The organism is Myxococcota bacterium (assembly GCA_039030075.1).
In the GTDB taxonomy this organism is placed as follows: Bacteria; Myxococcota_A; UBA9160; order UBA9160; family SMWR01; genus JAHEJV01.
Window position 1 is genome coordinate 267,854 of sequence record JBCCEW010000001.1, and the last position, 19,641, is coordinate 287,494.

22 protein-coding genes are annotated in these 19,641 nt (G+C 69.0%); 8 read left to right on the forward strand and 14 right to left on the reverse strand.

Features of this window, described 5'->3' with window-relative positions; all coding sequences use genetic code 11:
- Window positions 1–5 precede the first annotated feature (5 nt).
- From AAF430_01120 to AAF430_01135, 4 genes are read right to left on the reverse strand one after another with little or no spacing between them, the layout of a single operon-like run.
- Window positions 6–1,439 carry a cbb3-type cytochrome c oxidase subunit I gene (locus AAF430_01120; protein ID MEM7408819.1) on the reverse strand — a complete coding sequence of 478 codons (1,434 nt, stop codon included), beginning with the start codon at window positions 1,437–1,439 and terminating at the stop codon, window positions 6–8.
- Complete coding sequence (locus AAF430_01125; protein MEM7408820.1) at window positions 1,439–1,969, reverse strand: cytochrome C oxidase subunit II; 531 nt, start codon at window positions 1,967–1,969, stop codon at window positions 1,439–1,441. The genes AAF430_01120 and AAF430_01125 overlap by 1 nt, the downstream gene beginning before the upstream one ends.
- Window positions 1,966–2,460, reverse strand: coding sequence for a copper chaperone PCu(A)C (locus AAF430_01130; GenBank protein MEM7408821.1), 495 nt, complete (start codon window positions 2,458–2,460; stop codon window positions 1,966–1,968). The genes AAF430_01125 and AAF430_01130 overlap by 4 nt, the downstream gene beginning before the upstream one ends.
- A 2-nt stretch (window positions 2,461–2,462) precedes the next feature.
- Window positions 2,463–3,119 (reverse strand): SCO family protein, encoded by a 657-nt coding sequence (locus AAF430_01135; GenBank protein MEM7408822.1) that lies wholly within the window; start codon window positions 3,117–3,119, stop codon window positions 2,463–2,465.
- A gap of 103 nt (window positions 3,120–3,222) precedes the next feature.
- On the opposite strand from AAF430_01135, the gene AAF430_01140 reads away from it, so the two are divergent.
- On the forward strand, window positions 3,223–3,660 hold the full coding sequence (locus tag AAF430_01140) for an Rrf2 family transcriptional regulator (GenBank protein MEM7408823.1): 438 nt from the start codon (window positions 3,223–3,225) through the stop codon (window positions 3,658–3,660).
- On the opposite strand, the gene AAF430_01145 is transcribed toward AAF430_01140, so the two are convergent.
- Together AAF430_01145 and AAF430_01150 are read right to left on the reverse strand one after the other, a co-directional pair.
- The gene (locus tag AAF430_01145; GenBank protein MEM7408824.1) at window positions 3,657–4,274 is read right to left on the reverse strand and encodes a TetR/AcrR family transcriptional regulator; all 618 of its coding nucleotides are present in this window, start codon (window positions 4,272–4,274) and stop codon (window positions 3,657–3,659) included. The genes AAF430_01140 and AAF430_01145 overlap by 4 nt on opposite strands.
- On the reverse strand, window positions 4,271–5,680 hold the full coding sequence (locus AAF430_01150) for a wax ester/triacylglycerol synthase family O-acyltransferase (protein ID MEM7408825.1): 1,410 nt from the start codon (window positions 5,678–5,680) through the stop codon (window positions 4,271–4,273). The genes AAF430_01145 and AAF430_01150 overlap by 4 nt, the downstream gene beginning before the upstream one ends.
- 147 nt (window positions 5,681–5,827) lie before the next feature.
- Here AAF430_01150 and AAF430_01155 point away from each other — a divergent pair, with 147 nt between their 5' ends.
- Window positions 5,828–6,706 carry a hypothetical protein gene (locus AAF430_01155; protein ID MEM7408826.1) on the forward strand — a complete coding sequence of 293 codons (879 nt, stop codon included), beginning with the start codon at window positions 5,828–5,830 and terminating at the stop codon, window positions 6,704–6,706.
- Window positions 6,707–6,778: 72 nt separating this feature from the next.
- On the opposite strand, the gene AAF430_01160 is transcribed toward AAF430_01155, so the two are convergent.
- A complete protein-coding gene (locus AAF430_01160) occupies window positions 6,779–7,711 on the reverse strand; it encodes a LysR family transcriptional regulator (protein MEM7408827.1) in 933 nt (310 codons plus the stop codon).
- Window positions 7,712–7,827: 116 nt separating this feature from the next.
- On the opposite strand from AAF430_01160, the gene AAF430_01165 reads away from it, so the two are divergent.
- Window positions 7,828–8,358 carry a hypothetical protein gene (locus AAF430_01165; protein ID MEM7408828.1) on the forward strand — a complete coding sequence of 177 codons (531 nt, stop codon included), beginning with the start codon at window positions 7,828–7,830 and terminating at the stop codon, window positions 8,356–8,358.
- A gap of 61 nt (window positions 8,359–8,419) precedes the next feature.
- Here AAF430_01165 and AAF430_01170 read toward each other — a convergent pair whose 3' ends face one another.
- The 4 genes from AAF430_01170 to AAF430_01185 all read right to left on the reverse strand — a co-directional run bounded on the left by AAF430_01170 (window position 8,420) and on the right by AAF430_01185 (window position 12,212).
- Window positions 8,420–9,268, reverse strand: coding sequence for a TauD/TfdA family dioxygenase (locus AAF430_01170; GenBank protein MEM7408829.1), 849 nt, complete (start codon window positions 9,266–9,268; stop codon window positions 8,420–8,422).
- A 218-nt stretch (window positions 9,269–9,486) separates the two neighbouring features.
- Window positions 9,487–10,191 (reverse strand): class I SAM-dependent methyltransferase, encoded by a 705-nt coding sequence (locus tag AAF430_01175; protein MEM7408830.1) that lies wholly within the window; start codon window positions 10,189–10,191, stop codon window positions 9,487–9,489.
- 77 nt (window positions 10,192–10,268) lie between these two features.
- Window positions 10,269–11,555: a sigma 54-interacting transcriptional regulator gene (locus AAF430_01180; protein ID MEM7408831.1), complete on the reverse strand. Its 1,287-nt coding sequence runs from the start codon at window positions 11,553–11,555 to the stop codon at window positions 10,269–10,271.
- A 177-nt stretch (window positions 11,556–11,732) separates the two neighbouring features.
- Window positions 11,733–12,212 carry a hypothetical protein gene (locus AAF430_01185; protein MEM7408832.1) on the reverse strand — a complete coding sequence of 160 codons (480 nt, stop codon included), beginning with the start codon at window positions 12,210–12,212 and terminating at the stop codon, window positions 11,733–11,735.
- Window positions 12,213–12,519: 307 nt separating this feature from the next.
- Here AAF430_01185 and AAF430_01190 point away from each other — a divergent pair, with 307 nt between their 5' ends.
- Window positions 12,520–13,848: a DUF2157 domain-containing protein gene (locus tag AAF430_01190; GenBank protein ID MEM7408833.1), complete on the forward strand. Its 1,329-nt coding sequence runs from the start codon at window positions 12,520–12,522 to the stop codon at window positions 13,846–13,848.
- Complete coding sequence (locus tag AAF430_01195; protein MEM7408834.1) at window positions 13,845–14,753, forward strand: GDYXXLXY domain-containing protein; 909 nt, start codon at window positions 13,845–13,847, stop codon at window positions 14,751–14,753. Before AAF430_01190 ends, AAF430_01195 begins: the two co-directional genes overlap by 4 nt.
- Here AAF430_01195 and AAF430_01200 read toward each other — a convergent pair.
- Window positions 14,750–15,841: a hypothetical protein gene (locus AAF430_01200; protein MEM7408835.1), complete on the reverse strand. Its 1,092-nt coding sequence runs from the start codon at window positions 15,839–15,841 to the stop codon at window positions 14,750–14,752. The genes AAF430_01195 and AAF430_01200 overlap by 4 nt on opposite strands.
- Window positions 15,838–16,644: a DUF455 family protein gene (locus AAF430_01205; GenBank protein MEM7408836.1), complete on the reverse strand. Its 807-nt coding sequence runs from the start codon at window positions 16,642–16,644 to the stop codon at window positions 15,838–15,840. The genes AAF430_01200 and AAF430_01205 overlap by 4 nt, the downstream gene beginning before the upstream one ends.
- A gap of 110 nt (window positions 16,645–16,754) precedes the next feature.
- Between AAF430_01205 and AAF430_01210 the strand changes: the two genes are divergently transcribed.
- The 3 genes from AAF430_01210 to AAF430_01220 all read left to right on the forward strand — a co-directional run bounded on the left by AAF430_01210 (window position 16,755) and on the right by AAF430_01220 (window position 18,822).
- On the forward strand, window positions 16,755–17,642 hold the full coding sequence (locus AAF430_01210; GenBank protein ID MEM7408837.1) for an aspartyl protease family protein: 888 nt from the start codon (window positions 16,755–16,757) through the stop codon (window positions 17,640–17,642).
- Window positions 17,643–17,700: 58 nt separating this feature from the next.
- Window positions 17,701–18,237 carry a DUF4124 domain-containing protein gene (locus AAF430_01215; GenBank protein MEM7408838.1) on the forward strand — a complete coding sequence of 179 codons (537 nt, stop codon included), beginning with the start codon at window positions 17,701–17,703 and terminating at the stop codon, window positions 18,235–18,237.
- A 99-nt stretch (window positions 18,238–18,336) separates the two neighbouring features.
- Window positions 18,337–18,822 carry a DUF2914 domain-containing protein gene (locus AAF430_01220; protein ID MEM7408839.1) on the forward strand — a complete coding sequence of 162 codons (486 nt, stop codon included), beginning with the start codon at window positions 18,337–18,339 and terminating at the stop codon, window positions 18,820–18,822.
- Here AAF430_01220 and AAF430_01225 read toward each other — a convergent pair.
- On the reverse strand, window positions 18,774–19,547 hold the full coding sequence (locus tag AAF430_01225; GenBank protein ID MEM7408840.1) for a tetratricopeptide repeat protein: 774 nt from the start codon (window positions 19,545–19,547) through the stop codon (window positions 18,774–18,776). The genes AAF430_01220 and AAF430_01225 overlap by 49 nt on opposite strands.
- Between the last annotated feature and the right edge of the window lie 94 nt (window positions 19,548–19,641).

Sequence of the window (19,641 nt, forward strand, 5' to 3'; positions counted from 1 at the left end):
GCCTGCTACGCGACGCTCCGGGCGCGAACCGCGATCCGCACCACGAGGAGCAGGGTGGCCACGACGACGAGGGCCCCGAAGACCGAACCGACGAGCGCGATGCCGTGCCATTCCTCGAGGTGGATGGCCCAGCGGCGGGGCACGCTCTGGGCGCCCGCTGCGAGGAACGCGCACGTGAAGCCGAGCCCGGCGATGGCGTAGGTCCAGAGGGCGACCCGGTCTGCGGCCGAGTCGCCGGTGCCTCTCGAGTAGTGGAGGGCAAACCCGAAGAACATCGAGACCAGGCCGAGCACCAGGTAGAAGTGGAAGTGGCCCGGCACCCACTGGGTGTTGTGCATGACCTGGTTCGCCGCGATCGTGCCATCCACGACGGCCGGGATCACACCAGCGGACCAGCCGAACATCGAGAGCACGAGGAAGCCGCTCGCTGCGGTCCAACGGATGCCCGAGCGGTGGATCAGCGTGAGGGCACCGAACGCGGTCACCACGAGCACCGGGAAGCCGCTCCCGTAAGAGATCACCTGGCCGAGCACGTGCAGCCAGGTGGGCTGAGCGAAGTCCATGAGCAAGTGGTGCGGGTAGACGATCACCACGAAGATCGTCGAGATGTTCCAGGCGGCGAGGAAGACCTTGTTCACCTTCCACGGACGCCCCGTGTAGAGCGGGAGCAGCTCGTAGACCGCGGTGACCGACATGTAGATCGTCGCGTTGATGAAGACGTGGCCGAACATGTAGATCATGTTCTTCGCGAGCAGCGCGTCGATCTCGAAACTCGGGTTCAAGATGCCGACGATCGACAGGACGATGATCGAGGCCCCGCTCACCAGGCCCAGGATGTTCACGATGAGCACCATCGTTCCCGCGACGACGCTCGCCGGCGGCGGCTCTTCGCTGGAGTTGCCGAAGAGCTGAGGCCAGCCGAGGGCATTGCCGAGCGAGCCGTAGCGGGCGAGGATCGCGCGGGCGTTGTCGAGGTGGAAGAGCAGGAAGCCCACACCGACGAGGGCGAGCCCGGTCAGATGGATGGCCGCGGCACTCGGCGCCCACTGGCCGCCCGAGTTCTGGGGGAGGGGGTAGAGGAAGGTCCACGCTCCGGCATAGCTGCCGAGCAGGCTCGGCCCCAGGAGCAACACGGCGCCGATCAGGAACAAGACGAAGTTCGCGATGAAGATCTTCCGCGACAGCTCCACGTGCTGCGAAAGGAAGTGGTAGAGGATGGCGGCGCCACCGACGCCGGAGATCCCGACCATCCCCACGCCGTGCATGGTCATGAGCTGGTAGAACCAGGTGAGCGGAAGCTCGATCAGCCCGGCTTGGCCGAGGCGCATGACCAGACCGAAGACCATCATCAGCGCCACGACGATGCCCACGGTGGCGAAGTAGACCCATACCCAGGCTTCGGGGCGACGGGGGTCCTGAATCGAAGTCGGCGCCGCCACTACAGGGTCTCCCTGGCGTCGGTGACGCTCAGCGCGGCCAGCATGCCGTGATGGACGAGGCCGCAGTACTCGAGGCACATGATCCGATAGGTGCCTGGGTCGTCGAACTTGAAGGCGATCTCGTTCACGTACCCCGGCATGGCCTGGACCTGGGCGAGCACGCGGTTGGTGTCGTCGTAGATCGCGAAGCCATGGTTGACGTCGGCGCTGCCCACCCGGAACAGCACGGACTCACCGGCCGTGAAGTCGGTTTGCGAGATCTCCCAGCGCCACTGGTGCGCGGTGACGTCGACGACCGTCGACTCCACGCCGTCGGGCGAGTAAGGGAGGTGACGGAGGGTGAGGGCGGGGACGATGAAGAAGCCGGCCAGGAGGATGAAGAAGAGTTGCTTCCGCAGGCTGTAGGCGCGCGGTTGCACGGTGTCGTAGGCGGCTTCGTCCCCGGAACGGGCGAGGACGAACAGGAAGATGCCGACCATCAAGGCGATGCCGGCGAAGCTGATGAGCGTTGCGGTGGCTTGGATGGTCAACGCGCTTCTCCTTCGGGTCCGGCTTCTCGCTCGGATCCTGCGTGGTGGTGGGGCGTGGGCGCGCGGTTCCGGCTCCGCACCGGGGCCTCGAAGAGAACTTCCGAGGGCTCGGACAGGAGCAGGCGAAACTGGCAGGCATCTCCGGCCTGGAGGCGCGTACCGTGGAGCATGAGGTGAAGGCCGCCGGGAGCGAAGGCCAGCGCCTCGCCCGGTGCTAGGTCGAGCGTCGTGACGCTCTCCATTCGCGCTCGGCCGTTGGCGTGCACTGTGCGATGGATCTCGACCCGCTCGGCGCAATCCGCCTCGGCGCCGATGATGCGCGCCGGCAGGGCGCCCTGGTTCACGACGCGCAAGTAGGCCGCGGCCATCCGGGCGACCGGAGGGGGCTCGGGCACGTAGGCCTCGGAGACCTCGATGGAACCGTTCGCCGACGCGCTGCCCGCCAGCCCGATGACGGCGGACAGGACGCAGGGAAGGTGCTTCGGGTACACGGTCACGCTCCTTCTCGCGCGAGCAGTGACCGAAGCGCCGTGATCACCCCTTCGGTGTGGAGTTCGGCGCCAGACAACACGCCGATCACGGCGCCGTCCGGGTCGATCACGAGCACGCTCGTCGCGTGCTCGACCGCGTAGTGCGCCGGATCGCCGGACTCGGATCGGGCGTAGAAGAGCCCGAGCGGATGCGTGAGCTCTCGGAGCGCGGGGTGGGTGCCCGTGGCCGCCCGGACGTGGGGGCCGAAATGGCCGGCGTAGGCGCCGAGACGTTCCACGTCGTCGCGTTCCGGATCGACGGAGACGAACAGGACGCGGGCGTCGGCGGTATCGGGCCACAGCGTAGCCGCGGCACGCGAAAGGACGCTCAGCGTGTTGGGACAGATGTCGGGACACGAGGCGAACCCGACGGCGAGCAGGGTCCAGGCTCCGGCGAGGTCGGCCGGTCGCAGCGGATTCCCGCTGGGTGCGCTCTCGAGTTCGAAATCGGGGAGCGGGAGCGGCGGCGCGAGACGGGTGTAGCCAGCTCCCGCGTCGAGCCGGGCTGTCGCCGGACTTCCCCCCACACCGAGCCAGGTGAAGGCCGCGGCGATCACGATCAGCGGCACCTGCAGGTACAGGATGCGGGAGTCCGCGCTCAGGAGGGGTGTGCGCGCCATTGCACAAAAAAGATAGAATACATATTCTTTTTAGACAACACGTCTCAGCCAAGTCGTGTGTGCGCTTGTTTCCGACGGATGCGAGCGAAGCGAAGGATGGGCGATGCAGTTGACGCGTTATACGGACTACAGCCTTCGCGTGTTGATGTACCTGGCCGCCATGCCGGGTGAACTCACGCGCATCGAAGACATCTCGGACGCCTACGGGATCTCGCGCGGCCACGTCATGAAAGTGGTGCGGGGCCTTGCGAACGAAGGATACGTCGAGTCGCTCCGTGGCAGAGGCGGCGGCGTGAAGCTCGCCAGGTCGGCGGACGACATCAGCTTAGGCGAGGTCGTGCGCGCCACCGAAGAGAATCTCGCGCTGGTGGAGTGTTTCGGGCCGGGTTCTTCAGGCCACTGTGTCATCGAGCCCGCATGTGGGCTGCAGGGGGCACTGAGCGCCGCACTCGACGCGTTCCTTGCGACACTCGACGCGTACACGCTGGGCGATCTGATGACGAAGCGCCGGGCGATGACCCGTCTCTTGGAGATTGCCTAGGAGGTCTCTGCCGGAGCGTCAGGAAGGACCGCCTGGAGCAGCGTGTCGAGGTAGCGCTCGATGGTGCCGCGGTCGACGTCGCCGAGCTGCAGCCGCGCGATCGACTGGGAGCTCGACGTGAACAGACGCGCGAGCGATTCGACATCGGCGTCGGCCGGGACGCTGCCCTCGCGCTGACCGCGCTCGAAGGTGCGCTGGGTGATGGCCACTGCCTGCTCACTGAATGCCCGGTAGGCGGGCCAGGCTTCTTCCCGCACGGCCGAGCCCCACTCGAGCCAGACCAGCACGTGGCTGCGGTTCTTCTCGAGTTCTCCGAGCAGGCGTTCGTTGATCCCGCGGAGGATCTCGGCGCAGGGGGCTTCGCGCGCGTGGGCGCGCTCGAGGAGCCCCAGGAAGAACGCGGCGACCGCGTCGAGGACGTCGCGCACGAGGTCCTCGCGGGTGGGGAAATAGACGAACACCGTGGAAACGGCCACGCCCGCGCGTTCGGCGATCTCGGCGTGACGCGCGGCGCCCAGGCCGCGATCGGCGAATACGTCGATCGCGATGCCGAGCAGCTGCGCGCGGCGCTCCTCGGGCGGTAGTCGCTTGCGTTGGGGGACTTCGGCGCTCATGCGACGATCGTGAGGACCTCGTCGAAGCTCTTCTGCAGGCATTCGAAGAGCAGCTCCGGGTCGTCCACCGCGGCCGGGTCGGCGTTGATGCCGACGTGCATCGCGCCGTCGTAGCTGAACACCGTCACGTTGAGGGCGGCGCCGGCGAGGGGGCCGAAGGGCAGGACCGCCTCCACGCGCGCTCCGCTCATCCAGGTGGGACGGCGCGGCCCGGGCACGTTGCTGGTGGTGAAATCCGTCGTGCGCTGCATCGCACCGAAGAGCGCCACGACGGCGCTCTCGGGCAGGCGGCCGAGGGCGGCGGAGATCGGGCCGATCAGCGGGAGCGCCGGCTCGTCGCGCTGCTCGCGCGACGCCGCCCGGATGGCGCGGATGCGCTTCGCCGGGTCGCTGATGCCCACGGGAACTTCGAACCGGGCCGGCGAGAACTGGTTTCCGACCTCCGAGGCGCGCTCGCCCGAACGCACGTTGACGGGCATGAGCATGCGCAGGCAGTCGACCGGGGAACCCTGCTCCTCGTGGTAGCGCGCCAGACCTCCGGCGACGGCGGCCACGAACGCATCGTTCACCGACGCGCCTTGGGTCTTGCCCGCCCGCTTCAGCTCTTCGAGGGGGACGGACAGGTAGTCGAAGCGCACGCGCGTCGAGCGGTCGCGCATGACCGGCGACATCGGCTCCGACGCCGGCGCCAACACCCGCGCGATCGAGCTGGCCGTGTCGCGCAGCTCGCGGAAACGCGCCACCGGGTTGCGGACGGCGTCGAAGGCCTCGTTCGCCGCGGCGCTACCCGCGCTCTCGAGGTTCTCGAGGGCCGACGAGATGCGGTGTTCCAGGGCGTCGCCGAGGCGCTCCCAGGCGCTGGGCGGCGCGAAGTCTGCGTCGGTCTTCCGCAGGGGCGGCAGCTCTTCGTCGTCGGGGCCCTTCTCGATCAGACACTCGGTCATCTTCACCAGGCCCACACCGTCGCTGATCGCATGATGGAGCTTCATGAGCGCCGCGCAGCGGCCGCCTTCGAGGCCGTCGATGAGATGCAGCTCCCACAGCGGGCGGCTCATGTCGAAGGCCTGCATGGCGATCGGCTCGGCGTGGTCGAGCAGGTCCCGCAGGGTTCCGTCGCCGCCGAGGTGCGTGCGCCGCAGGTGGAAGCGCAGGTCGAAGTCGGGGTCGCGCTCCCACTTCGGCGTCGCGATGCCGAGCGCGTCGCGGACGATGCGCTGGCGCAGGCGCGGGATGATCTCGAGCGCGCGCTCGAGCTTGTGCTCGAAGCGGGCCAGGTCCGGGGCCCGGTCCAGCAGCCAGGTGCTGACGATCGTCGAGCGGAGCGTCGGATCCTGCTCGAGGGTCAGCATCAAGGCGTCGGCGTCACTCAGGTGGTCCTGGTAGGTCATCGGGGATCGGCTGGGCATGGCGGCGTTCCTTGTGGATTGCTTGTTGAGTGCCTTGTCAATAAGAATATCGTTGTTGATATGGTTGTCAATAAGGCTCTGGTCGGCCCGGAGCGGCCGAGTGGAGCCTTCTGGCGCGGTCATGCCGCGTTCGCGACGTTCCCGCCCGTGACCACAGCTCCGCGCCACGTCCGGGTCTACGGAAACGACCACTCGCCGTGGGTGCAGGCGGTGCTCCTCGGCCTCCATGAGGCCGGGATCGATCACGCGCTCGAGACGGCACCGCCGTGGTCGGTCTTCTGGGCTTCGGGTGTCCTGATGCCGGCCGCCCAGCTCAGCGGCCAGCAGCGCAACGATCAGCAGATCGACGACCCGGCCTGGCAGCTCGACTCCGGGCGGATCCTGGCGGCGCTCGGATACTCGGAGGTCGACGCGAAGCGACAGCGCGCGTTGGGGCAGCTCTTCATGCAGGCCGCCATGCACCGGGTCGATGATCCGTGGCAGTTCTGGGAACGCTTCAGCCACGTCAGCGACGGCGATCCGTCGCGCCTTCGCCAGCTCTGGAACCACGTCTGGCGCGCCTTCCCCGTGTTCTATTTCTTCGTCCTGATCTCGCTTGGACGTCGGCGGGTGCCGAACCGCGACGAGGCGGGTCTGCTCACCGCCTTCGAGCGGATCCAGGCCGACCTCCCGCCCGACGGCGGGCTCTTCGGTGGCACCGTTCCGGACACGGCGGACCTGCAGCTCTTCGGCATCGTCCAGATGTGCGCGAGCATCCCAGGCCTCCCCCTCGCCGTGCTGCGCGAAGCGCCGAGCCTCGAACGCCTGCGCCGCTGGATTACGACGATGCAAGAGCGGTTTCACAGGTACCGGCATCTCTACACGGCCCAGGTGTTCGAGCCCAAGGCACCGGCGCCGCGAGAAGCCTCGGCGTTCGAGTGCGCGCTCTACTGGGTGGGAGCAGCGCTCTGCTGGATCGCGCTTCCCATCTCGCTCGCGCTCGTGCTCTGGTTCACGGTGCGCATTCGCCGACATGGGCTCGTGTAACACTCGTCTCGGGAGAACACCCGCCGTGGCGCTCTTCGGAGGTCTGAACGCCGTCGGGCTCTGCGCCCACGGCTAGGGCCGGCCGGCTCCGGGGTCGGTGGCCGCTTCCGATCCGAGGAACGCCGCCAGGGCTTCCGCAAGCTCGTCGTAGACCAAGCGGATGCGACGGCTGGTGTGCAGCTCCCGATGCGTGACGAGCCAGACGGGCACTGGGATCGGGGGCAGTTCGGGAAGGACGCACTCGAGTAGCGGTTCACGTGCGGCGATCGCCTTCGGGAGAGGAGAGATGCCGTATCCCTGTCTCATGAGCTCGATCATCGCCGGGCCGCTCGTGGTCGTGATCTTGAACTGTGCCGGGTCGAGCGCGAGGCCGAGGGCGTTCAGGCCCGGGACGTATCGCTCGGGCTGCTCGCCTCCCACGAAGAGCGCCTCTTCGAGATCGGCGGCGCTCTGGGGGCGTCCGTGTCGCTCCAGGTACGCGGTGGCCGCATAGAATCGGGCGGTGGTCTCGCCGATGAGGCGCGCAATCAGGTCGGGCTGCTCGGGACGTACGTGACGGATCGCGATGTCGGCTTCCCGTCGATGTAGGTCGCGCACTTCGTTCGACGCGATGATCTCGAGGTCGATGCCCGGTGCGGCGTCGCGCACGCGCCGCAGCATCGGGGGGAGGATGTGGGTCGCGACCATGTCCGTGGTCGTGATCCGTACCTGGCCATCGATCGCCTGCGACTGGCCGGAGGCCGCGAGCGTGATGCGCGCGGCCGCGTCCCCCATGGCACGAAAGTGCTCGAGCAACTCGATGCCCGAGTTCGTCAGCGAGAGCGAGCGGCCGACGCGCTCGAAGAGGGTGATGCCGAGTTCGGCTTCCAGCGCCGCGACCTGGCGGCCGAGGGTGGGCTGGGTGAGGTCGAGCGCCCGCGCCGCGGCGGACAGCGACCCTTCTTCCGCGGTCGCCAGGAAGGCGCGCGCCTGGTTCCAATCGAAGCGGACCGTCTCCCAATTCATGCAATTTCGTATATCAGAAGTCCAGATTTCGGCAATTTACCCCCATCCGTCGCATGGCTACTCCCTCGCCTGCCCGGGGACGCGCCCGGGTTCCGCATCACTGCAAAGGAGCCAGCATGCATCCGACCCGACCCACTCGATTCCCGCCGCGCGACCGAGGGGCCGCTGCGCGCAGTCGTCTCTCGGTGAGCCTGCTCGCGGTGCTCGTGTTCGTGGTCACGGGGACAGGCTGCGCTGCGAACCACGCGTTCCCCGAGGCCGCGCCAGCGGAATCGCGCGATCTCGCCCGCGCACTCGAGGCGAAGCCCGAGGCCGAGGACGCGCTCTTCGACCTCACCTACTGGCCGCTGCTGCATCTGGAACTCCAGACGTTCACCGAGCGCAAGGCGTCCGAGCATCCGGAGGGATACGAGCTCCTGTCCGTTCGCTCGTGGCTGCCGTTCTTCGTGATCGTGGACGGCAAGGTCGAGCGCTTCGACACGGAACACGTTGGCTACGAAGAAAGCGCGTTCGAAGCTGTGCTGTGGGGTCTCTGGGCGCGCCACCAGACGACGATTCAGACCCTTCACGGCGCGCGCGTGGCGCGCACGGGCCGGATTCTCTGGTTCGTCGATTGGGAAGACTCGGTGAGCTACGCGCAGCCCTAGGTGGATCCTCGGTCTGCGGCGCCGATCGATCCCGCCGTCCGCTTCTCGTAGAGCGCGGCGGTCAGGCCGTCTTGATGCCGGTGTAGGACTCGCGCGACCGCAGGACGGCGATGCGATGAACCAGGCGCCGACCGCTGAAGTCGTTCACGGCGTAGTGTTGGACGGCCTGTTGGTCCCAGAGCAGGAGGTCGCCTTCTTGCCAGGAGTGGCGATAGCCGAACTCGGGTTTCTGCAGGTGCGCCAGCAGCATGTTCAGGATGGCTTCGGCTTCATCTGGGAACAGGCCTTCGATGAAGCGCGTGTAGGTGTGGTTGATGGTCAGCCATTTTCGACCCGTCACGGGGTGGGTCCGCACGATCGGGTGCGAGTGGATCAGGCCCTTCGCGAGCGCGTCGCCCATCGCTTTCCCGAGCGGCAGTCCGGCGCGCCACCCCACTTCGTAGAGGTGGCCGTAGTCGTGGATCGCGCTGAGATCGTCGATGAGTTCCTTGATCTTGTCCGACAGCGCCTCGTACGCAGCCGCCGTGCTGCGAAACGCGGTGTCTCCGCCGCTCTCGGGGATGATCTTGCCGTGCAAGGCGTTGACCAGCGGAGGCTCGGCGAGAAAGGTCTCATCGGCATGCCACATGTCGGCCCGGTGGCCTTGATCGGAGTCGATGATGGTGATATGGCTCGCGTTCTCGTCGACCTCGAACTGATCCGTGGCGTGCTCTTCGAGCTCGCCGAAGTGGGAGGCGATCTGCTCGTGCTGCTCCGGCGTCATCTCGGCAGCGGCCACAGAAACGACCTGGTGCTCGTACAGGGCGTCGGCAATCGCTTCGATCGTGGCTTCGGTGAGTGGCCTCGAGAAGTCGACCCCCTCGATCCGTGCTCCGAGAAGTCCTCCGGTCTTCTTGACGATGAGCTCCATGTCCGATCCTCCCGGTCGAAGTCGAACTGTGTAGCAGAAGGCGCATTCATGCGAGCTGGACGTTCGTCGCCCCGAAGTACGCCACGCCACTTGCGCGCTCGAGGGTGGGGCGAGCGCGTTCGGCATGGCGCGATCCCGAGCCGCTTCGTCTTGAACTCGGCGCGCCGGTACGCAGGAAGCCCAGTGGCGAGCTAGCGCGCGTCTGCACGCCGATTTTCCTACTCGAGGACGATCGACGCGCGCTTCCGCGTCCCGGCGTGCGCGTCCGCAGGCGGGCGTGCAATCGCCGGCTCGAACACCAGCAGGTAGTGCCTGGGGAGGAAGTCGCGGGTCGACGCGAGGGTGTAGCCCGCGCTGGCCAGCTCCCGGGTGACGGTCTCCGCGGCCAGGCGGTCGCCGACCGGCGGACCGGGGCCGGGGGCATCGGGATGGAAGGCGAGGATCGCCACGCGCGCGCCGGGGCGTAGCACGCGTGCCACCCGCTTCATGTAGTCGACGCGGCCGTCGATCTCCTTGTACACGTTCGCGAAGAAGACGAGGTCGCAGCACGCGCGCGGGAGCGTCGGATCGTCGAAGGCGGCGCGCACCACGCGCACGTTGTCGAGGCCTCGTGCTTCTACCCGCTCGTCGAGGGCCTCGATCATCTCGTCCTGGACGTCGGTGGCGTAGACCCGGCCGGCTGGCCCGACGCGCGTGGCCAGGCGCTCGGCGAAGTAGCCGCCCCCGGCGCCGATGTCGGCGACGACGTCGCCCTCCGCGATCTCCAGCGCATCGAGCACAGCTTCGGGCTGCTGCCACGACGCGCGCTGGGGCAGATCGAGCCACCAGAGATAGGCCGGGTTGAAGACCCGGTGCCCCTCTCGCTCCACCATGCGCGGGCCACAGCCGAGCAGCGTGAGCCCGAGGGCGAGGAGGGAGGTCAAGAAGGATCGTGTCCGGAGGCGCGCCATTGCGAAGCGACCTTAACGCCCGACGCCGCCGACGCGAGCGCGTGTCCGGCCTACTCGATCCCCAATCGTTTCATCTTCTTGTAGAGACCCTCTCGAGTCAGGCCGAGCGTGCGGGCCGTCGCGCTCTTGTGTCCGTGCTGGCGATCGAGGGCGTCGCGGATCAGCCAGGCTTCGACCCGATCGAGGTTCTCGCGGAGTGGTGCCTCGCGTTGGGTGTCGGCTTCGACGGACGCCTCGGGACGCTCGCGATCCTCCCAGGGATCGTCGAACGCCTCCGCGTGAAGGACGGAACCGGGAGCCGCCGCGATGAGCGCCCGCTGGATCGCATTCTCCAGCTCACGCACGTTGCCCGGCCAGCTGCGATGTCGTAGGCGTTGGCGTGCACTCGCGGCCAGCGTGCAGCCGGGCTTTCGCTCGCGGGCTCCGAGCTGGCGTAGGAAGTGCTCGGCGAGCGCGAGGATGTCGTCGCGGCGCTCGCGGAGCGGCGGCAGTGGGATCGGGACCACTGCCAGACGGAAGAAGAGGTCTTCTCGGAAGCGTCCCGCCGCGACTTCCCGGGGCAGATCGCGGTGCGTGGCAGCGAGGACGCGCACGTCGACGCGGCGTGAGCGCGGGGCACCCAGCGGACGAAAGGCGCGCTCCTGCAGAACGCGAAGCAGCTTCGCCTGGAACGCGCCCGACGTCTCGCCGACTTCATCGAGGAAGAGGGTGCCGCCGTCGGCTTCTTCGAAGGCCCCCTTGCGTTCGCGCTCGGCCCCGGTGAAGGCGCCGCGCGTGTGTCCGAAGAGCTCGCTCTCGAGCAGGCCGTCGGGGAGGGCGGCGCAGTTCAGGGCGACGAAGGAGCGCTCCGCCCGATCGCTGGCCTCGTGCACGGCGCGCGCCACGACTTCTTTGCCCGTCCCGGTCTCGCCGACGATCAACACCGTGGCGTCCGAGCGGCCGGCACCTCGCGCCGAGCGGAAGACGGCGCGCATCTCTGCCGACACGGCCACCGGTGTGTCGCGCTCGCCGGCGGCGCCGCCGCGCAGAAGGTCGAGGGCCGCGCGGAGGTCGGCCACGCACGCGTCTGCCGGAAGCACGGCGTCGGCGCCGAGGTCGTGCCAACGCCCGGTGTCGCCCGAGCGCACGAGTAGGGGCGCGGCGCGTTTCGCCAGGCTGGGTTGGAGGCGAGGAGGATCCTTGGGCGCATCGAGCAGGACCGCATCGCAGTCGGGCAGTCGTTTGGGCGTGGCGTCGAGCCAACGGACATCCAGCCAGGTCACATCGAAACGGGGGTCGTCGAGGAGTTCGGGCGGGAAGCGGTCGGCTTCCCCGATCCAACACAGGCGGGTGATCACGGCATCTCCAGGCAAAGGGGGTGGAGATGTCGGAGCAAGTCCTATGCCGCTCTAGGACACGCCCATGCGTCGACGGATCCGGGATCGGGCGATCTGGCCGGCCGCGGGCCGGCCGGCGGCCAGGGGGGCCCAAGGAAAAGGCCCGGGCGGTGAAGCCCGGGCCTTGGGGTTCAAGGTCTACCAGTCGTGGGAGCGGTAGCGACGGTGGCGCCGCTCGCGATGGCCGTCGCCCACCCGGTGACGGAAGCGGGGGTGGTCGTCGTAGTAGTAGCCATGACCGCGGCGCTTGTGCTTCCACCACTTCCCGCGGTGTCCGTAGCCGGGCCCGAAGTAGCGGTGGTCGCGGTAGTGGCGCCCGTGCCGGTTGTAGAAGCCACGGTGGTAGCGGTGGTGCCCGCGGCGGAACTTCCGGTGGTTCCGGTAGTGGCGGTGCCGCTTCTTGTAGTGGACGAGCTGCGGCTCGATGAACCAATCGCCGTAGCCGTCGGCGTAGTGCAGGTCGCCCCCGTAGACCGCGTGGGTTACCACGACGCTGCTGGCGGCGTGATCGGCTTGCGCGGCGCCGGCTGCGAACCAGCTGAGCGCCAGGGCTCCGAGTGTCCAGCCGAGGTGCTTCTGCAGGCTTCGCCTCGGTGCTCCTTCGATCCGTCCTCGCATGTCCCATCCTCCTCCCGGCTCGTTGGGTGTGGCCAGGCTCTCGCGGCCCCCGTTCCTCGGCCGCGGACTCCCGTGTGACGCCATGCCCTTCGAAGAGATTCGCACAATCGGGGCGATCTCCGTGTGTATGGGCCCTGACACGCGGTGTCCGGCAACGCCGGCTCTCGAGACCCCTCGGGAACCCGCAAAACGGTGCCCTAAGCCATTGATCTGGATGCACAATCGGGGCCCGGCCGAGAGCCGGGCACAGCCCTTGCGATAGGCAGGGCCAGCGCGTGCCCGGAATCAGGTGCGCAGGGAGGACCGTATGGATTGGCGACGCCGCTGGTGGATGAGCGAACTCGACGCGCTGGTCGACGCCGGGGTGCTCGAGCCCGGGGTGTCGTCGCGGGTGCGGGAGCACTACGCCGATCGCGCGGCGGCACGTCCGGCCATCCCGCTCTTCGCCGTGCTGGGCGCGGCGCTGATCGGGCTCGGCGCCGTGCTGCTGCTTGCCCACAACTGGGCGTCGCTGTCCGACCCGATGCGCACCGCCGTCAGCCTGGGCACCGTTGCGGTCGGGCAGGGAGTGGCGGGCTTCGCCTTGTGGCGACGGATCGCGTCGACTGCCTGGACCGAAGCGGCCGCCCTGTTCGCATCCCTCGGCTTCGCGGCCGGTCTCGCGCTCCTACAGCAGACCCATCAGATCCCCGGTGATCTCGGCGGATTCCTCGTGACCTGGGGCTGGTGCACGATCCCCCTGGCCTATGCCCTGGATTCTCGTGCGGCGTTCGCGTTGGTCCTGGGGATCGCGGTTTCGGTGATTCCTTTCCACTGGGGTGACGACGCCTCGCCCTGGCCCTTCTGGAGTCTGATCGCCGCGGTGGTGCCCTACGCGGGGATGCTCGGGCGTCGCAGCGCGATGTCGGCCCGTGATGGCCTGGTCGCGTGGGTGGGGGTGCCCGCGGTGCTCGCGGGTTGTCTTCTCCAAGCGCCGCTCGGCCACGTGTTCTTCGTGGCGCTACTGACCCTCGCGACTGCGGCCGCGTTCGTCGCGATGGGGGACCGTGAGCTCCACTCCCTCGTGCCCTTCGCGAAGCGCGCCGCGAATGCGCTCGGCATGACCACCCTCGCCGGAGCCCTGTTCGTGTTGGGCTTCTCGGATGCCTGGGGTGGCCTCGATCAGTCGATTGGAGCGTCGGGGGCCTGGCATCATGCGTTGCCCGCTTGGGGCGTCGGTGCTTTGGCGGTGGTCGGGATCGGATGGGGAGCGGTGGCCGCCGGTTCACGTCGCGACGTTGCGCAGCTGCTGTGGCTGGGGGTCCCGCTCGCCTTCGTGGTGGCGTTCTTCGCAGGCGGCTTCATCGGCGATGAAACCGGCGCAGCCTGGACGATGGCGCTCTACGCCGGCGCTCTTGGCGCGGCCACCGTGCTCTCGGGGCTCGCCCACGGCGCGCTCGGTCGCGCGAACGGCGGCATGCTGCTGCTCGGCGCGGTGATCGCCCAGCGCTTCCTCGACAGCGAGTGGAGCTTCACCGTGCGCGGCCTCGTCTTCATGGGTCTGGGGCTTGCGTTCCTGGTCTTGAACCTGCACCTGCGCCGACGCGGGGAGGACAACGACCCGCCTGGGTCCGCCCAGGAAGGAGGTGCACAGTGACCGGTCGCAAGTGGTGTTTCGTGCTGGCGGTGGCGCTCCAACTCGCGCAGATCGCTGGGCTCTGGTGGACTGCGGAAGCCGCCGCGCCCGGGCAGGCCTACCGGTTCCAGACGGCGCCGATCGATCCCGTCGATGCGTTCCGCGGGCGCTATGTCCGGCTGAACTTCGCGCCGGCCTCGGTTCCGTGGGCGGACGACGGGCGGGTCGCTGCAGGTGGTGACGCCTTCGCCTCGCTCGGTGTCGACACCGAGGGCTTCGCCGTGCTCGAAGCCGCGTACGCGGACCCGCCCGAGGGCCTCGATGTCGTGCCGGTGCGGGTGCTGTCCGCCTACGAACACACCGCCAGCGTGCGACTCGCCTTCGATCGCTACTACCTCCCCGAGCACGAAGCCCCCCGCGTCGAAGCCGAGATGCGCCGAGGCGCCGAGAGCTTCGCGGTCGTGCGCGTCGAGGGAGCGCACGCCTTGCTCGAAGACCTCGTGGTCGACCCGCGTCGCCGCCGGCCGCTGGCGCCGGCGCGCGAGCGCATCGGAGTGCCCGAGGGCGAGCGGCTGCCCGAGGATCTGGTCACGGCCATCGAGCGCTTCACGAACCAGGCGTCGCAACCGTGTCGGAGTCCCGCCGAGTGTGTGGCCTTCCCGGTCGATCTCGATCCGCAGGTCGCGAGCGAATGGGTGTTCGTGGATACCCTGGGCGCGCTGCATTACTTCGTGGAAACGAAAGAGCCGCGCGAAGGTCAGCTGCGATACCAGTGGCGCGCGGTCCTGCGTCGGCAAGATCACGGCCAGACCCCGAGCGCGGGGGAAATCGCGGCACTCCTGGCCCAGCCCGGCCGCGTCGAGGACGTAACGCCGGCGCTGCGGGAGCTGCGTCTGGGCGACGTCGTCGTCGGCGTGCACCGCTAGGGGTCGGTGCGCGCGGCGTCGACCTCGAGGGGCGTGCCGGCGCCGAGGTCCGTGCGCCACGCGGGGCTTCCGGCGGATAGGCCCGTACCGAAGCGAAACGCGCGCCGCGTGCCGGGTTCCGCGGGGACGACCGCTTCGTAGGCGGCCCGCGCGCGTCGCAGGAGGGCGAGCAGCACCGTGCCCGTCGTGAACCGCGCGTTGAACTCGACGACGGGTCGCAGCACGACCTCGCCCTCATGATCGAAGGAGAACGCGTCCACACTGCAGGGGCCCCAGTAGCCTTCGCCGTGCGCGGCCTGTGCCACCTCCATCGCCGCGCCGAGCAGCGCGTCCTCGACCCCGGTGCCCGTGGTGACCCGGCCGCGATGGTCGAGTTCTCCGCGATGCCCGAGGTAGACGCCCGCCTCGGACACGGCGAGGGTGAGCACGCCGAGCAGCGTGAGCGTTCCGTCGCGCGCGATATGGAGCTGCACCGAGTAGTCGTCTCGGCGCGGAAGCCAGGGTTCCAGCACCGCACCACCGCGCGCGGCCAAGCGCGGCAGCGCTCCCAACCAGCTGCCCTCGGTATCGATCCGCACGCGGCCACGTCCACTGGTGCCGATCCGCGGTTTCAGGGTGGCGGTGTCCCGCCAGGCTCCGGGCCACTCGGCGATGTGTTCCCAGAGCGCCGCCGCGAAGCGATCGACGTCGTCCCAAGCCTCGGGAGCGAACACGTGCACGCGGCTTCGCAGCGGTCGCGGGAAGAGGCGTTCCCGTTCGCAGCAGGCGACGGCGAAGCCCTTGTCGTGCACGCGCGCGACCACCGCGGGGTCGGCCCCGATCAGCGGCAGGGAGGTGGCGTCGGCGCGGGCGCAACTCTCCGCGTCGTTCCACCAGGCCCACAGCCCGTCCTCGCGCTGCCAGTCGAACGCCGGCTCCGAGGGAAACGGTCCCCAAGTGTCGGGCCAGGCCGCCGGGGTGTCGTCGGGCCAGCCGGCGGCGTTGCCGAAGGCCAGCCTCCAAAGCTGGGCCATGGCGCGCGCGGCCGGCACGTCGGGGCCGCCCGGTTCCTCGCCGCCGACGTTCGGGTGCAGGACGGCCGTGCTCAACGCGTCTGCGAGCTCGCGGCGCGCACGCCTTCGATGAAGGTTTCCGACAGACCCGCGAGGCGTCGCGACTCGGCGTCGAAGCGACGACCCTTGGCGCGGTTGGCGCCGAACGGGAAGGGCACGGTGCTGGTGTAGGCCTGCCAGTCGTCGTCGTTCTCCGCGAGCCGCTGCAGCCAGACGGCCGACACGCGCACGTGGCGAATCTCGTCCGCGTGGACCCTCTCGCACACCTCGGCGCTCTCGGTGTCTCCCGCTTCGCGAAACGCCTCGGCGTAGAGCCCGGAGAAATCGAGGTTCGCCTGCTCGAGCGTCAGCCCCATCGCGGAGAGGAAGGCTGCCGGGCCCGCCGGCGCGGCCGCGATCGTCGCGGCGTGGCGCCAGAAGTAGTCCGAGCGGGGGTGGTCGGCGAGCTGGCCGCCATGGGCCGAGAGGCGTTCGAGGTAGAGCTGGCAATGCCGCTGCTCGTCTTCGAGGATGCCGCGCCAGGCGGCGCGCAACTCGGCGGGAAGCTCGGGCCAGCGCAGCAGCGCCCAGGCGAAGAGCTCGACGGCCATCAGCTCGTGGTGGGCGAAGCGGGCCAGGCACGAGGCGCGGGCGCTGGCCTCCCGCAGAGCCGAGGGCCGCGGCAGCTTCCCGGCCTTCGCTGTGAGGGCGATCTCGGGGGCCCTCGCCGGTTCCGTGACGTCGAGGGCCGGCCCGGGCTGGGCGTCGCGGCACGCCGGCGGCGGCGGCGCGAGTTTCGTCTCGAGATCGCCATTTTCGAGGATGCCGCGGCAGAAATCGCGCAGGGTCGGGGTCGTCACGGGCACGAGGATAGCGACCTCAGGAAGCGGCAATCCGTGTGCAGCTCTCGCGCAAAACGCGCCGCGCCGTGGGCTCAACCAGGGCTCGGGTTCATCCGATGAGTCGGAGCGTGAGAGACGCGAAGCGCTGGGCTCTGTCGATCGCCGTTCTCGGCTTCGGAATGGCTGTCTGCCTGCCTGCGGACGCGCAGATCTATCGGTGGACGGATGAGGACGGGCGTCTCCACTTCACCGAACAGCTCGAGAAGGTGCCCCTCGAGTACCGCGCGCAGGTGCGTCGTAACATGCGCGCGAGTCGCAACGCGCGTGGGGTGCAGACCTTCGAGAACGGCGGCAAGGGCGCGGCACCCGCCAGTCACGCGAGCACCGCCCGGCGCGTGCTTCCGCGCACCGTGACCCGCGGCGGCGAGATCGAAATCCCGTTTCAGCGCAACGGCTCACTGATGCGTGTCGAGGCCACGCTCAACGACCTGGTGCGAGTTCCGTTCCTGATCGACACGGGGGCGAGCGGCGTCTCGATCCCCTCGATCTACGCAGAGAAACTCGGCATTCGCATCCGCTCGGACACCGACTTCGTGCAGGTCCACACGGCGAACGGCGTCGTGGCGCGGGCGCTCGTGCCGGTGCAGTCTGTTCAGGTGGGCGGGGCACGGGTCGAGCACCTGACGGCCACCGTCAATCCGTCGATGCGGATCGGTCTCCTCGGGGGCGACTTCTTCAACAACTTCGTCTACCGGGTGGACGCCGCGCGCGGCGTGATGACCCTGGTCCCGAACCCGAACATTCGCGGCGGCCTCGGGCCCGATCAATGGCGTCGACGCTTCGAGACCGTGAACGACCCGCTGCGCCGTATCGCACTCTATCTGTCGACGCGCCGGGACCTCCGCCAGGACGAACGCGCTCCGCTTCTGGCGCGCCGCAAGGAACTCGAAGCCGAGCTGGCTCGTCTCGAACGCGAAGCCGACCGACTCGACGTCCCCCAGATCTGGAGAGAATGAGGCCCGCTCGGGCCTCGACGCGGCGAGGTGTCCCCTGCCGCCGAACGAGGAACCGCTGATGCACCGTCTGTGGCTCATGACGCTTCTCTTGATTGGGTTCGCGACGCCCGTCGCGGCCGAGCTCTTCAAATGCAAGGGGCCCGGCGGACGCACGATCTTCACGGACCAGAAGGAACAGTGCCCAGGGGCCGATCCCTTCGTTCCCGACGTGGTGATCCACAAGGCCGAGCCGAGCAAGCCGGCCGCTTCCACACCTGCGGCTCCTGCCGCGCGTGAGCGACACCGTCACGCGGTTCAGGCCGAGGAGAGCCAGGCGATGCACTGGCGCCAGAAGAAGACCTCGGCCGAGAAGGAACTCGCCGAGCTGTCGCTGCGCCGCGACTGGCTGAAGCAGTACGTGACCCACTGCAACCGCGGTGGCTACGTCACGACCCGCGACGACGCAGGCATCAAGCAGACGGTCGACTGCCGTGAGCTGCGGCGCGAGTTCGAGGGGCTCGATTCGCGCACCACCGAGTTGCAGGCCTATCTCGACGAAGGTTTGCGCGACGAGTGTCGGAAGGCCGGCTGTCTGCCGGGCTGGATTCGCGACTGAGATCTGGATTTCGAGATGAAACGGCGACCGTCCGCGATCGGGAAGAGTGGACGGCGCGACGCCAGGCGGCTCCCAAGCCGCCACGAGGGAGGAGAGAAGATGCGAGGGACGACCGGGTTCGTATTCGTGATCGCCCTGGGGCTCAGCACTGCCGCCACCGGGGTGGCAGAGATGGAGCCCATGGAGGGCGCGGAAGCCACCACGGCGATCGAGGCGGAAGCATCGCCCGCTGGATCGGTGGCGCGTGCGGCGGTGACCACATCGGTGTTCGAGCGCGAGCCGACGGACGAGGTGGAGAGCGTGAGCCTCGGTACCGAGGAGCTCTTCTACTTCACCGAGCTTCGCGACCTGCAGGGCCAGACGGTGACCCACCGCTGGAGCCAGGGCGAAACGATCCGCGCAGAAGTGAGCTTCGATGTTGGCGGGCCGCGCTGGCGCGTGTACTCGCGCAAGGCGCTGCTGCCCGAGTGGACCGGCGAATGGACGCTCGAGGTGGTCGCGCCGTCGGGTGAGGTGCTCCGCAGCGACCGCTTCGTCTACGAAGCGGCGGAAGCGGTCCCGGCCTCGTCCGACGACATCCGCTGATCGAGGTCGGCATCGTCGGCGCTCGGGGCGAGCGCCAGCAGCGGGAAGACGTCGGCGGTGGGCTCGGGTTCCTCGGGCTCATCGCCGCTCCACCAGCTGACGAACCAGGCCCAGAGGGCGCGCGGCCCGGGCTCCACCGAGAGCTGGGCGACGCGTACCCGTGACCGGCGCCAGGGCTCACAGCGTTCGAGCAAGCCGTCGAGCAGCATGCGGGCTTCGACGCTCTGGTCGCTGCGGCCCAGGTGGCGCGCGAGCTCGAGCACCGTTTCGAAGTGCCACGGAGAGATGCTGCGCGCGCGGCGCAGCAGGTGAATCGCCTGGGGGCGAAGGAAGTGGCCGGTGAACTGGTGGCTTCCTTCCACCAGCGCTTCGACCGCGCCGTCCGTGTCGCCGCGTCGCGCGAGCAGGCGGGCGAGCCCCTGCCAGCTCTGGATCTCCTGGGGTACCGCGCGCGTCGCTTCGCGGTAGACGGCGATCGCCCGGTCGTCGCGCCCTTCGCGCAGCGCCGACTGGGCGATCAGCCGGTAGCTGTTCCACGCGTCGAAGTGCTGGCCGGTCTCCGCCAGGAGCGGCGCCAGCTTCTCGTGGATCTCGATGCTGTGGCGCTCGCTCACCAGCACCTGGCGGTAGAGCGCGATGGCGCGCCGCCGCTGGCGCTTCGAGCGCGCTCGCGCGGCCTGCTCGAGGAGCTGCGCCCGGTCGTCCGTCGTGTCGATCCGTCCCATTTTCCCTGACTCCCGCTCCTGGAAGGCGTTTCCGGACCCCGCGAACAGGGGGACCGGGCCTTCTTGAGGGCTTGGATCGACCGGACGTCGGGGT